Annotated in this window: 10 protein-coding genes; 3 read left to right on the top strand and 7 right to left on the bottom strand. The window is 66.7% G+C overall.

Going from position 1 to position 16102, the window contains the following annotated elements; genetic code table 11:
- The first annotated feature begins 99 nt into the window (after positions 1-99).
- From accD to RAD16_RS33050, 3 genes are all read left to right on the top strand, one after another.
- Positions 100-1041, top strand: coding sequence for an acetyl-CoA carboxylase, carboxyltransferase subunit beta (gene accD, locus RAD16_RS33040; RefSeq protein ID WP_458162026.1), 942 nt, complete (start codon positions 100-102; stop codon positions 1039-1041).
- Positions 1038-2381 (top strand): bifunctional folylpolyglutamate synthase/dihydrofolate synthase, encoded by a 1344-nt coding sequence (locus RAD16_RS33045; protein WP_458162027.1) that lies wholly within the window; start codon positions 1038-1040, stop codon positions 2379-2381. Before accD ends, RAD16_RS33045 begins: the two co-directional genes overlap by 4 nt.
- Before the next feature lie 103 nt (positions 2382-2484).
- Entirely contained in the window at positions 2485-3225 is a 741-nt protein-coding gene (locus RAD16_RS33050) for a metallophosphoesterase family protein (protein WP_458162028.1), read from the top strand.
- Positions 3226-3390: 165 nt separating this feature from the next.
- Here RAD16_RS33050 and trxA read toward each other — a convergent pair whose 3' ends face one another.
- The 7 genes from trxA to RAD16_RS33085 all read right to left on the bottom strand — a co-directional run bounded on the left by trxA (position 3391) and on the right by RAD16_RS33085 (position 16031).
- Complete coding sequence (gene trxA, locus RAD16_RS33055) at positions 3391-3711, bottom strand: thioredoxin (protein WP_007598398.1); 321 nt, start codon at positions 3709-3711, stop codon at positions 3391-3393.
- A 69-nt stretch (positions 3712-3780) separates the two neighbouring features.
- Complete coding sequence (gene addA, locus RAD16_RS33060; protein ID WP_458162029.1) at positions 3781-7290, bottom strand: double-strand break repair helicase AddA; 3510 nt, start codon at positions 7288-7290, stop codon at positions 3781-3783.
- Positions 7284-10430: a double-strand break repair protein AddB gene (addB, locus tag RAD16_RS33065; protein WP_458162030.1), complete on the bottom strand. Its 3147-nt coding sequence runs from the start codon at positions 10428-10430 to the stop codon at positions 7284-7286. Before addB ends, addA begins: the two co-directional genes overlap by 7 nt.
- A 310-nt stretch (positions 10431-10740) precedes the next feature.
- Complete coding sequence (locus RAD16_RS33070) at positions 10741-11463, bottom strand: nucleotidyltransferase family protein (protein WP_458162031.1); 723 nt, start codon at positions 11461-11463, stop codon at positions 10741-10743.
- 141 nt (positions 11464-11604) lie between these two features.
- Positions 11605-11922, bottom strand: coding sequence for a PilZ domain-containing protein (locus RAD16_RS33075; RefSeq protein ID WP_458162098.1), 318 nt, complete (start codon positions 11920-11922; stop codon positions 11605-11607).
- Between the two features lie 87 nt (positions 11923-12009).
- The gene (gene tsaE, locus RAD16_RS33080; protein ID WP_458162032.1) at positions 12010-13530 is read right to left on the bottom strand and encodes a tRNA (adenosine(37)-N6)-threonylcarbamoyltransferase complex ATPase subunit type 1 TsaE; all 1521 of its coding nucleotides are present in this window, start codon (positions 13528-13530) and stop codon (positions 12010-12012) included.
- Positions 13527-16031 carry a PAS-domain containing protein gene (locus tag RAD16_RS33085; protein ID WP_458162033.1) on the bottom strand — a complete coding sequence of 835 codons (2505 nt, stop codon included), beginning with the start codon at positions 16029-16031 and terminating at the stop codon, positions 13527-13529. Before RAD16_RS33085 ends, tsaE begins: the two co-directional genes overlap by 4 nt.
- Positions 16032-16102 lie beyond the last annotated feature (71 nt).

Below are 16102 nucleotides of genomic sequence, written 5' to 3' on the forward strand. Positions count from 1 at the left end.
TGCTCTGAGGCGGACGACACAGCGGCTTGCCGGGCAGGGGCCCGGCCGCCATATATCCTTTCAGGCGGCCCTATGCGGGTTCGCACATCGGAGCAAACCATGAACTGGCTTACCAATGTGGTCCGGCCGAAGATCCGCAACATGCTGCGGCGGGAGACGCCGGAGAATCTCTGGATCAAGTGCCCGGATTCCGGACAGCTCGTGTTCTACAAGGACGTCGAGGCCAACCAGTTCGTCATTCCCGGCTCGAACTATCACATGCGCATGGGCGCAGTGGCGCGGTTGAAGTCGATCTTCGACAACGAAACCTGGTTCGATGTCGCGCTGCCTGACGTGACGCCCGATCCGCTCAAGTTCCGCGACGAGAAGAAGTACGTCGATCGCATCAAGGATGCGCGCGCACGCACCAATCTGAACGACGCGATCAAGGTCGGCTACGGCAAGCTCGAAGGCGCCGCCGTCGTCGTCGCCGTGCAGGATTTCGATTTCATGGGCGGCTCGCTCGGCATGGCCGCGGGCGAGGCCATCGTGCGCGGGCTGGAGCTCGCCGTCGAGAAGAAGTCGCCGTTCATCGTGTTCGCAGCCAGCGGCGGCGCGCGCATGCAGGAAGGCATCCTGTCGCTGATGCAGATGCCGCGCACCACCGTCGCAGTGCAGATGCTGCGTGAAGCCAAGCAGCCCTATATCGTCGTGCTGACCAACCCGACCACCGGCGGCGTCACCGCATCCTATGCGATGCTCGGCGACGTGCAGATCGCCGAGCCCGGCGCGCTCATTGGTTTCGCCGGCGCCCGCGTGATCGAGCAGACCATCCGCGAGAAGCTCCCCGAAGGCTTCCAGCGCGCCGAATATCTGAAAGAGCACGGCATGGTCGACATGGTCGTGCATCGCCACGAGCTGCGCCCGACCCTGGCGCGGCTGTGCCGCCTGCTGACCAAGGCGCCGGCGCAGGAGAGTGCATCGAAATCGGTGCAGCCGGTCCTCAGCCCGGCGCAGATCGTCTCGGCCGCCGAGACGGCGCCGGCCGCGCCCCACGCGTGAACGCATCCCCTGACAGCGCAAAGAAGCCGCTCGATGAACTGATCGGGCGGCTGTCGGCCCTGCATCAGAAGCGCATCGATCTCGGGCTCGAGCGGATGCACCGCCTGCTCGAGCGGCTCGGCCACCCCGAACGCAAGCTGCCGCCGGTGATCCACGTCGCCGGCACCAACGGCAAGGGCTCGACGGTGGCCTATCTGCGGGCGACGCTGGAGGCGGCGGGCCTGCGCGTCCACGCCTACACCTCGCCCTATCTCGTCCGCATCAACGAATGCTTCCGGCTCGGCCGCGTCGGCGGCGGCGTGCTCGTTGGCGACGATGAATTGCGCGCGGCGCTGGAAGAGGTCGAGCGCGTCAATGCCGGCGAAGCCGCGACGGTGTTCGAGCTGAAGTCTGCAGCGGCCTTCCATCTGTTCGCGCAGAATCCGGCTGATGCCGTATTGCTCGAAGTCGGCCTCGGCGGCCGGCTCGATTCGACCAATGTCGTCGATACGCCGGCGGCCTGTGTGATCACGCCCATCAGCATGGACCACACCGATTTCCTCGGGCCGACGCTGACGTCGATCGCCGGCGAGAAAGCCGCGATCATCAAGCGTGGCGTGCCCGTGATCTGCGCCGAGCAAACCGGCGAGGCGATGACCGTGATCGAGGCGCAGGCCAAACGCATGCGCGCGCCGTTGTTTGCCGCGAATGAAAGCTGGCACGTCAATGTCGAGCACGGGCGCCTGGTCTATTCCGACGAGCACGGCCTGATGGATCTGACTGCGCCGCGTCTGTTCGGCCGCCACCAGTTCGACAATGCCGGCCTCGCGATCGCGACGCTGCGCGCGATCCAGACCTTCAAGATCAATCACGCCGCGTTCGAGGCCGGCATCGTCGGTGCCGAATGGCCGGCGCGGATGCAGCGTCTCACCTCGGGCGAGCTGCTCGCCTGGGGCCCGCAGGGCTCGGAGATCTGGCTCGATGGCGGGCACAATGCGGAAGGCGGCCGCGTTGCGGCGGCTGCGCTCGGCGATCTCGAAGAGCGGGTGTCGCGACCGTTGGTGGTTATTGCCGGCATGATGGCCAACAAGGACGCCCAAGCGTTCCTCGCCAATTTCGCCGGCCTGACCCGCCACATCATCGTGGTGCCGATCCCCGACACCGAGAACGCGATGCCGGTGGATCGCCTGGCCGATGCCGCACGTAGCCTCGGCATGCGCGTCGAGACCGCCCCCGGCATCGAAGCCGCGCTGCGCGCCTTGTCGCGGCTCGCCTACGAGGTGCCGCCGCGCATCCTGATATCAGGCTCGCTCTATCTCGCCGGCCACGTGCTCGGCCTCAACGGCACGCCTCCTGCATAGATGATCGCGTAGCCCGGATGGAGCGAAGCGCAATCCGGGATTTCGCCACAAGCGATCAAGGCCCCGGATTACGCTTCGCTCCATCCGGGCTACAGGAATCCCAATGCGTTTTGCCGCGATTGCCGACGTCCACGGAAACTATCTCGCGCTGGAGGCGGTGCTCGCCGACATCCGCTCGCTAGGGATCATCGACATCGTCAATCTCGGCGACATGCTGAGCGGCCCGCTCGATGCGCGGCGTACCGCCGAGATCCTGATGAATCTCGACGCCGTGCACGTGCTCGGCAATCACGACCGCTATCTGCTCGACCGTCCGCCGGAGAAGATGGGCTCGTGGGACCGGCCCGCCTACGACGCGCTCGATGCCGCGCAGCTCGACTGGCTGCGCGCCCAGCCGATGACGCGGGTGTTTTGCGATCAGGTTTTCCTCTGCCATGCGACGCCTGACAATGACGAGGTCTACTGGCTCGACACCGTGCATCCTGACGGCACGGTCGCGCTGTCGCCGCTGGATCGCATCGAGCAATTCGCGCAAGGAATCACGCAGTCGCTGATCCTCTGCGCCCACACCCATCTTGCGCGTGCAGTGCGCTTGCGCGACGGCCGGCTGATCGTCAATCCCGGCAGCGTCGGCAGCCCCGGCTATCGCGACGTGCATCCATTCCCGCATCTGGTCGAAGCCGGCACGCCGCACGCGCGCTATGCGATCCTCGAACTGACAGGCGACGCCTGGCAGGTGACGTTCCGCAACATCGCCTACGATCACGCGACGATGGCCGCGCTCGCCCGCCGCAACAATCAGCCGGAGCTCGCGAACGCGCTGGCGACGGGGTGGATCAAGTAGCGGTCACTTCGTAGCCCGGATGGAGCGCAGCGCAATCCGGGATCTTGCCCCAGGCGATAGCGGCCCCGGATTACGCTGCGCTCCATCCGGGCTACCGGCCACGCACAGTCAAAACAAAACGGCCGGCGTGACGCCGGCCGTTGCACAAATCTCTGGTAACGCGGATCAGACCGCCGACGTGATCCACTGCTGGAGCTTCGCCTTCGGCGCAGCGCCGACCTGGCGGGAGGCCATCTCGCCGCCCTTGAAGATCATCAGGGTCGGGATCGACATCACGCCGTACTTCGACGCGGTCTTCGGGCTCTCGTCGACGTTGAGCTTCACGATCTTGACCTTGTCGCCCATCGCGCCGGCGATCTCGTCGAGGGCGGGTGCGATCATGCGGCAGGGGCCGCACCATTCGGCCCAGAAATCGACGACGACCGGGCCGTTCGCCTTGAGCACTTCGGCTTCGAAATCGGTATCGGAAACCTTGCCAACGGCCATTGGAGTACCTCACTCGGTTGAAAGAGAATCGGCGCGACGTGGAATCGCGCTCGGGATCATGGCCTCAACCTATGAACGGCCCCTTGCCGGGTCAAGGATGCTCACGCCGACATGAAGGGATGCCAGCGCCGCGTCCAGCGCGGGGGCTGAAATCTCCATATATTCAAGGGCCTCGGTCCAGAGCAGGACGGCCCGGATGGGCTTTTGGGGATAAAGCCGCGACAGCACCGCCCGGTACAGCGCAAGCTGCCGGACATAGGCGGCAGGCGCCTCCGCTGCGCTTTTGGGCGCGGCCTGGTTGGTCTTGAAATCGACGATCAAGACCTCATCCGGACGCACGACCAGGCGGTCGATCTGGCCCGACACCAGCGCCGGGGTGCGCCCGGGCCGGTCGAGCTTGCCGACGATGGCGACTTCCGCCCGGCTGCCGGCGGCAAACACGGCCGCAAAGCGCGGCTCGGCGATCAAAGCGAGCACCTTGTCGGCCAGCGCGATGCGATCGGCCTCGGTCCAGTCCGAGGCATTGCGGGTCATGAAGCCGAGCGCGGCCTCGCGCCGGCGCTCAGCGGCGATGTCGGGCAGGGACTGCAGCAGCCGGTGCACCAGCGTGCCGCGCTGCAAGGCCAGCGTCCGCGACTGCACCGATTCGCCCGATCGTACCGGACGGCCGTCCTCGGCGGACTGGCCGGACGGGCGCACCGGATCGTCCTCGATCATTTCGCGTGGCGCCGCCGTCCGCAGCCAGTCCGGCAACGCGACCGATTGGTCCGCGGACGTCGCAGGCGTGCCCAGCGCCGCGACATCCTGGGGCCGCGCGAATCGCGTCACCTTGCCGAGCGGGGTCTCGATCGTCTCTTTGTCCAGGCCCGAGCCGGTGAGGCCGGTGTCGATGAGGTCGTACCAGCTCAGCTTGCGGACCGTTCGCATGTTGCCGGGCATGCAGCCGCCGACGATCAGCCGGTCGGCCGCGCGCGTCATCGCGACATAGAGCAGGCGGCGATATTCGTCCTCGGTCTCCTCCAGCATCGCCTTGCGCGCGTCGGCGACGGGTTTGGGATCGTCGGCCTTGCGCCCGGCCCAGACCACGACCTCACCGCCATTGCCGCGCGGCACGTGGATCAGCCGGACCCGCTGCGAATCCGCGGGCGACGACGTGGTGTCCACCATGAACACGACGGAAGCCTCCAGGCCCTTGGCGCCGTGCACGGTCATCACCCGCACCTCGTCGCGCGAGATCTCCATGTCGCGCTTCACCTCGGTGTCGGCCGAGCGCAGCCAGGCCATGAAGCCCTGCAGCGAGGCTGGCGCCTTGCGCTCGTAGTTCAGCGCCAGTTCCAGGAATTCGTCGAGCGCGTCGTTGGCTTCAAAGCCGAGGCGGCGCAGGATACGCGCGCGGCCGCCGTCGCCACCGAGCAGCCAGGCGTAGAACGCGAACGGCGTCTCCTCGCGCGCGCGCATCTCGCAGGCTTCCAGGCGTCGCAGCACGGTCGTGAATTTCTCGCTTCCAGCCGCATGCTCGCCGAGCGCGCGGCGCAGCGATCCCTTGCGGCCATGGGCGAGCTGGAACAGATCGTCGTCGTCGAGCCCGAACAGCGGGCTCTTCAGCGCCACCGCGAGCGCGAGATCGTCCTGCGGCAGCAGCAGCGCGTCCGCAAGGTTCATCAGATCGATGATGCCGATGTGCTCGGTGAGCTTGAGCCGGTCGGCGCCGGCGACGGGAACGTTGGCGTGCTTCAGCGCCTGGATCACGGCGTCGAACGCATTGCCGCGCCGGCGCACCAGGATCAGCATGTCGCCGTAACGCAGCGGCCGCCGTTCGCCCTCGTGCCCCGTCAGCGTCCCGCTCTCGACCAGCCGCTTGATCTCGGTCTGGATGCGGCGCGCCAGTTTGACTTCGGGACTGGTGGCGGCAACGCCGTCGAACGGCGCGCGCCAGCCCTCGATCTCCTGGCGGTCATCGGCCTCGGCGAGATCCCAGAGCTCGATCACGCTCGGCCCCGCATCGGCGAGCGCATTGTGCAGGGGATGGCCGATCTCGACCGAATGGATGCTCTTGTAGATCTGGGGATCGCGGAAGACGTGGTCCACCGAGTGCAGGATCGCGGCGCCCGAGCGGAATGAATAGGTGAAAGCGACCGGATCGAATTTCAGCCCGGCGGCGGTGAACTTGCGGTGCAGCTCGCGCCGGCGCGCGTCGAACTCATGGGGCGCTGCGCCCTGGAACGAGAAGATCGACTGCTTCTCGTCGCCGACGGCGAAGACCGTGCGGTTCAGCCCCTCGCGCGCACCTTCGCCGGCCGTGAATTCCGAGATGATGTGCGCGACGATGTCCCATTGCCGCGGGCTGGTGTCCTGGGCTTCGTCGATCAGCACGTGATCGACGCCGCGGTCGAGCTTGTAATGCACCCAGCCCGAGGAGACGCGGTTGAGCATCGCCAGCGTCTTGTCGATGAGGTCGTCGTAGTCGAGCAGGCCGCGTTCCTGCTTCTCGCGGCGGTAGTTTGCAGCGGCGGCCGTCGCGATGTGCAGGAGAGCCGCGGTGCGGTCGCGCATGGTGACCGCGCGTCGCTTCTCGACCAATCCGCCGATACGCTGCGCCTCGTTCTCGAATAGGCGGGCGACGGACGGATTGTGCTCGCCGAACTTCTTGGTCAGCACCGCCTTGCGCGGCAGTTTTTCGTCGGTGAGGAAGACGGACAGATAGGCATCGACCTGCGCCGCGCCGGAAAAGACCTTTGCCTCGCGGAGCCGGCTCGCCTGGTCGTTGTCGGACTTGCTGCCGTCTTCGAGCGCAAAGGCGATGTCGTCCCAGCGCGAGCGTGGCAAGTACGGGCCGTCGAGAATCTCCGCCTCGACGTCCTCGATGCGGTCGTTCGCGCCAACGCCCAGCACGGCCGCCATCTGGTCGGCCGCCGCTCCTGGGTTGCCGGCTTCGTCGGTCCAGGCCATGAAATGGTCGCGGCTGAGGCAGGCTTCGCGCACGACCTCCTTGAAGGTGACGTCGGCGGCGCTCGCCATCGCGGTCAGCAGGGCGCGGCCGGTGACGGTCTCCGGATCGCGCGCGGCCTCCAGCAGCACCTTCAGATTGGCGCGCTCCATCATGTCGTTCTGGTCGCGCTCGTCGATGACGGAAAAGCGCGCCGGCACGTTGGCTTCGAACGGAAATTGCTGGAGCAGGCGGGTGCAGAGCGCGTGGATGGTCTGTACCTTCAAGCCCCCCGGCGTCTCCAGCGCGCAGGCGAACAGCTTTCGCGCTTCGCGGCGCAATTTTCGATCAGGATGGGGGATTCCGACCGCGCGGATCGCGGCGTCGAGCCCGGTATCGTCGAGCGTCACCCAATGGCCAAGCGTGGTGAACACGCGCTCGGCCATGTTGGCGGCGGCAGCCTTGGTGAAGGTGATGCAGAGGATCTTTTCCGGCGGCACGCCCGACAGCAGCAATCGGATCACGCGCTGCACCAGCACATGCGTCTTGCCCGAGCCGGCATTGGCCGACACGAAGGCCGACGCGGTCGGATCGGACGCACGCGCCTGCCGCGCACGCACCTCGTCGGGGATCGGACGTGGCAGCTTCACCATTCCTCGATCCCCAGGCCGCCGGCCGCGGACCATTCCTTGATCCGGGCGAGATCGTCATAGGCGCCGTAGCGGTTGGTCCACATCGGCAGGTTCAGGGAGGTGTAGGGCTGGTTCTCGTCCTCGAAAGCGCGGATCAATGCCTCCAGCTTGGCGCGCGCTTCGGCGGCCGCCGTATCAGGCGGCTGCGGCTCGTCGCCCGGCTTGTATTTGAGCTCGAGGATGCGCTCCTCGCCGGCGGGATTGTTGCCGCTCAGGCGGACATAGATGAGCTGGCTGACGGACGCGCCGGCGTCGATGTCAGGGAAACCGCCCTCGCGCAGGATAGCGGCCTCCAGTGTGAGCTGCGGCGACAGGCCCATGCGAACCTGCTTGCCGGTCGGCGGCTGGCCCGTCTTGTAGTCGAGAATGGCGTAACCTCCGCCCTGCCGCCGCTCGATGCGGTCGGCACGCGCGGAGAGAGAGAAGCTGCGCTCATTGTCGAGCCTGATCGAGATCTCGCCGCGCGTCTCCGCCGTGATCCCTTCGATCGCATCGCGCCGCGCGGTCTCCCATTCGCCGAACCAGCGCGCGATGCGCTGGAAACGCGGCCACCACAGCGCGCGCGCTTCCGGGCGCTCCATCAGCGGCGCAAAATGTTTTTCACCGATCGCGCGCAGCACGCGGGCGGGATCGGGGGGGAGATGGGCAGCGTAGGTCTCGGTGAACTCACCGAGCGCATCATGGATCGCCGAGCCGCGGTCGGCGGCCGACAGCGGCATGTCGACGGGATCGAGCGCAGCGAGCCGCAAGATGAACTTTGCGTAGATCGTGTAGGGATCGCGCAGCCAGTCCTCGATCGCGGTGACCGACATGCTTGTCGGCCGCGTCGCGCGCGGTGGGCGCGGCTCGGGTTGCTTGATCGGTGTGACCTCGGCGGGCTGGTCGAGCGCGCCTGCGAACTGCACGTATTTTTCGCCGGCGCGAATCGCCGCTTTCCAGAGATCATCGCCCGCAACCGCCTCCAGCCGATGCAGGAAGCGCGAGGCGACGGCGGGTGCGCCACCAGCCTTGGCGGAATGGGTGAGGATCACTTCGTCGCCGCCGAGCAGTTGTGCAAAATCGTGGGCGGAGAGGCCGATACGGCGTTCCGGCAGATCGAGGCCAAGCTCGTGCCGCATCGGCCGGCTGAGCCAGGGGTCGATGCGCGGGGCCGGCGGCCAGACGCCTTCGATCAGGCCGCCGACGATGATGCGGTCGGCCTGCATCAGGCGCGATTCCAGCGGGCCGTAGATTTGCAGGCGCGCGCCGGGCTTGTCGCGCCGCCGCACGGCGCGGTCGCTGAACGCGGTCTGGAACAATTCGGCATAGTCAGGCAGCGTCACCATCAACCCGCTGGTGGTGCCGCCACGCAGGAGATCGTCGAAGGCGCCGGCGAGTGCGAGGCCCTCGCGTTCCTCGAAAGCCAGCGAGACGCCCTGCTCGTCGCGCGACAGCTCGATCATGATCTCGCGATGGCGGTGTGCGAGTTCGGCAAAGTCGAACGGCTTTGATGACGCGAGGCTCTCGATCGGTGCCAACGCGCGCTGCAAGGTGTCGATCAGCACCTGGATGCGATCGAGATCCTCGGCCTTGAGGCGGGCGCGCGGCTCGGTCTTGTGGAGCGCCGAGACCTCGCTGCGCCATAGCTTTGTCAGCTCGTCGCGAAAGCGGTTGAATTCGCGCAACAGACCGCCGGTGCCCGCCGGTGGGCGCGTGCCGCGCAGCACTGCTAGCTCAAGGCCCTCGATCGCCGTTTTCCATGCACCGGGTGCGCGGCCGAGCCGGCACAACGGATGCTTCAGCATCGCCAGCAGTGTCGGCGGCTCCAGACCCTTGGTCGCTGCCTCCGCCGTGAGCCGGGCGAAGACACCGGCCGAGGTCTCGATCAGCACGTCGCCGCCGGAATCGTCGAAGGCGAGATCCCACCGGGTGAGCGCAGCCATCACCCGCCGCGCCAATGCGCGATCCGGTGTCACCAATGCCGCCGATTTGTCGAGATGCCGGGCTTCGCGCATCGCAATGGCGATGGCGAGCGCCTCCATCTCCGGATTGGGCGCCTCGACGATCGCGAGGTTTTGCATGCCGCCGGTGATCTTCGCGGCGACATCCGGCTGCTTCAACCGGTCGTGCCAGACTTCGGTCTGAGACGACGGCCGCATCGATTCGGATGCGAGCAGATCGCGTCCGCCATCGGCCGGCGGCTGCAGGATCTCGACGTCGCTGCGCTTGATGCCGAAGCGTTCCAGCAGCGCGTGCATGGCATATTGCGGATGGTTCGAGGCCGGATGCTCCACGAATTTGCCGAGCGAATCGCGCACGCCGCCGATGGTGCGCCAGGCGCCGTCGTCGAGATCGGTGTCGAGACCCGGCAGCACCACGGCGCCATGCGGCAGCGCGGCGACCGCATGCAGGAATTTTGCGGTCGCCGGCATCGAGCCGGTCGAGCCGGCTGCGATCACGGGGCCATGGGGATGCGCGGTCAGTCGCTTTGCTTCCGCGGCAATCAGCAGGTCGCGGCGCGCCGCGGGCTCGATCCGGTTGATCTCGGCGAGATGGCCGGGCCAGGCGATACGGGCGATGCGCAAAAATTCGAGCGAATGCTGCCAGTAGCGATCGAGGTTATCAGGCACAAGGCCGTCGAGCGCGCTCCAGTCGACGCCGCGCGTCACCATGTCGTCGATCAGGCGCGCGAGATCGCCGGCAAGCGCCAGTGTGGAGGCGGGGCCGCCGACCACCAGCGGCGACAGCACCGGGCCCTTGGCCCAGGCCGCGACGAGCTGCGCCAGCGTCAACCGTCGTTCGAGCTCGCCGAGCCGCGGCGGAATGTCGAGCGGCGTTGCGCCGGAAAACTGCTCGCCCTCGTCGGCGAAAGCGAGCTCGTCCTCGTCGATATCGCCGAGCGCGACGATGCGCGGCAGCACGACGGCGTCCGTCTTCATCTCGTCGAGAAAGATCTCGCGGACGACGCGCATGGCGCGGCGGGTCGGCAGGTACAGCGTGGCGTCCGCCAGCCGCGCCGGTTCCTTGCGCGCCTCGAATCCCTCCACCAGCCGGCCGTCCAGCAGGGCCGAGACGATCGTGCGCAGGAACGGGACTGAGAGGGGAACGCTGAAGACGCGCATGGGCTGCCTGATTCGGGGATCAAGGCAATATAGGGAGGCGGATTCAAATGGTCATGGGCCTGGAGGGAGTCGTCCCCGCTGTTCGTGGCCTCGTAGCCCGGATGGAGCGCAGCGCAATCCGGGATTCATGCCACAAGCGATAGCGGCCCCGGATTACGCTGCGCTCCATCCGGGCTACGGCTTCAGACGGGGGACAGTCTCGTAGGGTGGGCAAAGCGAGGCGTGCCCACGCATTTTTGCGATCGAGAGAGATGGTGGGCACGGCGCAAGGGCGCCTTTGCCCACCCTACGGCACCGTGTTTGGGGGCCCCTACGCCACGCTCTCCAGAAACGCCTCTTCCGCGGCGTGCACCGCATCGGGCGTGCCGACATGCATCCAGACGCCGTCGAGGCGGAGGCCGAACAGGCGCTCCTGCTCGTTGGCGCGGTCGAACATTTTGGTCAGCGAGAACTCGCCCTGCGGCGCGCCTTCGAAGATCGTCGGCGAGAGGATCGCGGCGCCGGCATAGACGAACGGAACGATCTCTTTTTCCTTGCGCTTGCGCAGGGCGCCGTCGGGCAGCATGCCGTAATCGCCGCGGCCGCTATAGCCGATGCTGGTGGCGGTCGGCGCCATCAGCAACAGGATGTCCATGCGCGCGGGGTCGAAGTTTTCGGCAAGCCGCGTCAGGTTCGAGCGCACGCCGTCGATCCACAGCGTATCGGAATTGACGTGGAAGAACGGCGCGTCACCGAGCAGCGGCAGCGCCTTGACCACGCCGCCGCCAGTGCCGAGCACCTGGTCGCGCTCGTCCGAGATGGTGACGTGCGGATGCTGGCGCGTTGCGGTGTGATTGATGATCTGGTCCGGCAGATAGTGCACGTTGACCACTGCCTCGGTGACGCCGGCCTGGGCGAGCTTGTCGAGCACGTGGTCGAGCAGCGGCTGGCCGGCCACCGGCACCATCGGCTTCGGCATCTTATCCGTCAGCGGACGCATGCGCAGGCCGAACCCTGCGGCGAGCACCATGGCTTTGGTTGGCTTGACGGACATCCTTCGCTTTCTCAGACTCTATGCTGTCTCGGACCAATCGATTTCGTGTTTGCAGCAATCCTACCACGGGACGAGGCCAGCCGCACCGCATCCAGACCGCCTTAATCACCCGCCGTGACGGTTGTGCGACGAGTGTTGCACTCACGCCCCAACGGCTGTGGAACGCGCCTTTTTCTTCTTGTCGCCAATCTTGAGGAAATTGACGCCGATCTGGTCGCCATTGACCCAGGCCAGTTCGCAGCGCCGGTACGCAAGTCCGGTCGACGACAGCAGGAGAAAAAATTCCTTCAGATGCAGGCCTTCAACGGAGCCGTCGATCGTCAGCTTGGCGCCACTCTCGGAGACGTCCTCCATGGTGCATTCGCGCCGCCAGGTGCCGTCGATTCCCATCATCTGGGCCGGTATCCCGCGCTCGAAAACAACCCGGCTGTTGCCACGCTGGTCCGTCTTGACCGCCATCTGCCCTTGCTCCAGCCCGTCTTTGTCCGGCTGCCTGCGGGCCATGATACCGATGGGATGGCTAACAGCCGGTAAACCGGTTCCGGATCAGGTTTTGGGCGGCGGCACGTTGGCGAGATACCAGTCGCGCAAGGCGCCAAGCGCCGGATGCGCCAGGGAGCGCTGCAAATAGGTCCAGATCCGCGGCTGGTGACGCAGATAATGCGGCTTGCCGTCGCGGCGGTTGAGGCGGGCGAAGGTGCCGAGCAGGCGCGTGTTCCGCTGCGCCGACATGATGGCGTAGAGCTCGGCGAAGCCTGCCGCGTCGAAGCTCGAATCGCTCGCGCGCCGCGACTTGATGTAGCGCGACAGCAGCAAGAGTTCGATGTTCTCGGGCACGTCGATGCGGGCGTCCTGCAGCAGCGAGACGACGTCGTAGGATTGCGGGCCAAGCACCGTGTCCTGGAAGTCGATCACGCCGACGCGTTCGATGCCGGCTCGATCGGCTAGCCAGATCAGGTTGGGCGAATGATAGTCGCGGATCATCCAGGTCTTCGGCGCGGCCAGCGGCTTCTTCAGCAGGTCGCGCCACATCGCGAAGAATTCCGCGCGCTTCTCGTCGCTCAGCGGCGCATCGCGGTCGGGCAGATACCATTCCGGCATCAGCCCGATCTCGATCAGCATCGCCTCGATGTCGAACACCGGAATGGCGTAGGTCCGGTCCGCCAGCGGCAGCGTCTCCGGCAGTATCTTGCCGTGCAGCACGGCCAGCGCGTCGGTCGCGGCCTCATAGCGCTCGACAATCGGGCGCGGCGGATCGCCCTCGATCACGCCTTCGCTGCCGAAGTCCTCGCTGATCAGAAAACCGTGGTCAAGATCGGAATGATGGATTTTTGGCGCAGAGAGGCCTTGCACACGCAGCGCTTCGTCAATGGCGACGAAGGGTTTGATGTTCTCGGCGAGATGCACCGCGGCGCTGTAGGACTTTCCGTTGTAGAGGGCCGCACCGTCAGGACGCTGCGGCGAATTCATGAGGATGACGACGCCGTCGTCGCGCAGCAGCCGCGCATAGGAGCGTGTCGAGGCATCGCCGGGCATGCGCTTGCGCGTTGCATCCATGTAGCCGAATGCGTCCAGGAATTCGCGCAGCGCCTTCAGCCGCGCAATCGCGGCGGCAGCCTTGCCGTGACCGGTGATGTCGGCGGCGCGCGCATTCGAGCCCAGTGCGGGACGATGCGTCAGCGCGATGTCGATGCGGTCCTCGGGCATTGCGGACGGTGCGCGCTCCGGCCATTCGATCAGCACCAGCGTGGCATCGGGCAGCGGCGACAGCCCGATCTCCTCTAGCTCGTTCTCGTCCTCGACGCGGTAGAGGTCGGCATGCATCACCGGGAAGGCCGGCAGCTCGTAACCCTGCACCAGCGTGAAGGTCGGGCTCGGCACCTCCAGCTCGTCGTCGCCGGCGAGGTAGCGGATCATCGCGCGCGCAGCCGCAGTCTTGCCGGCGCCGAGATCGCCGGTGAGGGTGATGACGTCACCAGGACCGACCAGCAAAGCGAGATCGGCCATCAATTGCGCAGTCGCCGTCTCGTTGTGAAGCGCGACGGAGAGTTTGGCGGGGTCTGTCATTCGGCGGCGTCGCGATGCGCCGCCTGGTCGGTCGGGAAATCGCAGATTACGACCGTGCCGCGGCCGACGATCGAATCCACCCGCACCTTGCCGCCATGCAGCTCGACGAAGGAGCGCACCAACGACAGGCCGAGCCCGGCGCCGCGGTGACGCGACCCCTGCGAGCGGCTTTCGAACCAGTTGAACACCTTGTCCTTCATGTCGGCAGGTATTCCAGGCCCGGAATCTGTCACAGTGAAGACCACGCTGCGCTCGGTGCGCCGCGCGCTGATGCCGACGGTGGAATCCTGTGGAGAAAACCCGACGGCATTGGCGAGGAGGTTATAGAGCACCTGCACCACGCGCTTCTCGTCGCCGACGAAGCTGCCGACATCGGGTGCGATCTCGACCTTGAGGCGGATGCGGTCGGTGGCGAGGCGGTCCTGGATACCCTCGGCGGCGAGCTCGATGGTTTTGCTGACGTCGACCGGGCCGAGTTCCAGCTTCATCGCGCCGGCGTCGATGGTGGCGAGATCGAGAATGTTGTTGGTCAGCGCCAGCAGCGCGTTGGTCGATTTGGTGACGTAGTCGAGATATTCGGCCTGCTTCGGCGTCAGCGGCCCGGTCGAGGGATCGCTGAGGAAATGTGCGAAGCCGATGATGGTGGTCAGCGGCGAGCGCAGCTCGTAGGAGACGTGGTGGACGAAATCCACCTTCATCTGGTCGGCGGCCTCCAGCGCCTCGTTGCGCTCGCGCAGCGCGCGCTCAACATTCTCGGTGTCGGTGATGTCCTGGAATGTCAGCATGGTGGCGCCGTCAGGCAGCGGCCGCATCATGCCGTCGAGCACGCTGCCGTCCTTGCGCTCCAGCTTCAGCGGCACGTCGGCGCGGTTCTCGATCGAGGTGATGGCCTCGCGGATCTGCCGCCAGACTTGCGGATCGTCGAACAGCTGGTGGCACCAGCCTTCGACGGTCTGGATATGCGGCTCGTCGCGCATGGCATCGCTCGACAGCTTCCACATCCGGACGAAAGCCGGGTTGAAGAGCTGCGCCTTGCCGTTGCTGCCGAACACCGCGACGCCCTCGGCGAGGCTGTCCAGCGTCTCGCGCTGGACCCGGATCATGCCGTCGAAGCGCCGGGCAAGCTCGAGGCTCTCGGTGACGTCGTCGAACAGATAGGTGACGCCGCCTTCCGGGTTCGGCGTGGTGACGACGGAGAGCGCGCGGCCGTCGGGCAGGTACCAGGTATCTTTCGCGGGCTCGACCGCGCGATAGGCCTCGTGCAGCTTGGCTTTCCAGGCGCGGAAATCCGGCTGCTCCGGCAGCTTGCGCGCGGCGCGGAGCTGGTCGAGCACGCTGGAATCGTCGGGAAGCGCATCGAGGAAGGTGCGGTCGAGGTCCCACAGCCGGCGGTAGGAATCGTTGTAGAAGGCAAGCCGCCGATGGCTGTCGAACACGGCGACACCGGAGGAGAGCTGGTCGAGGGTGCGGCGATGCGCCTCCGCCATCCGCACCAGCGCCGAGCTCAGTGCGTCCGCCTCGCTGGCGTCGATCGCGACGCCGACACTGCTGCTGCCGACATTGACCGCGCGCACGTCATACATGCGCCGTTCGCCGCCGATCACGATCGGCAGCCGCGAGGTGAAATTGGCGGCGTCCTTCAGGCCCCGCTCCATCGCGGTGCGGTCGGCGCTGTCGAGCAGCTCGAGCTTGCGCTCCTGGGCGTCGGCGGCGCTGCTCGCCTCGGTCGCGCGCACATAGGCCGGATTGGCGAAAGTGAGCGCACCGTTCGCGGCCTTGGCCCAGATCGGCCAGGGGGCGGCGGCGGCAAAGCCGCGCAGCATCTCGGTCTCGTCGGAGAGCGCCTTGTAGCGCAGATTGGTCTCGGCCAGGTCGCGGCGCAAACCAGAGAGTTCGCGAATCCTGACAATGGCTTGGCCGCCGATGGCGCGGCCGATCGCCTCCAGCGTATGACCGTGGGCGGTGGTCAGCGTGAGCTGGAAGCCGTCGCCGCGGTCGCGCAATGCATCGACGGCGTGGTCCATCTGCAGCGCCGGTTCCGGCGGCAGCCAGGTTCCGAACGCCAATACGCGCTGCGGCGAGGAGTCGCGCGGCAGGACCATCGAGATATCGCCGGAGATCTGCGCGCGATTGTCGCCGGCCGGCCAGGAGATCAGGATCTGCGGCTCGGCGAACAGCAGCGCACCGAAGCGGTCGGCCTGGAGCTGGAGTTCCCCGATTCGCGCGCGCAGCCGCGCCTCGCTGTTCGCCGTACGCACGCGGGTGCGCATCAGCAGGATCGCGGCCACGACCGAGAAGCCGAGCAAAGCCAGCGCGGTGGCGAGCACCGCGAGTTCCTGCCGGTTGAAGTCCAGCATTATCGAGAGTGTGTCGACGAGGTCGGCCGCCTCAGCCGGCGCAGCCGGCAGCAGCGCCGCGAGGGCGCTCCCGAAAAGGCCGTTGCGCACGAGCGATGTGCACGACAGCAGCGTCCGACGCATCGACACGATCACGCCTGACATAGTTGCCCCAAGACCGCACGAATGTACGCGCTCCGACCCCCGTCGTGCGCGAATCAAACGACAATACCCTC

It is taken from the genome of Bradyrhizobium sp. 18BD, assembly GCF_054185225.1.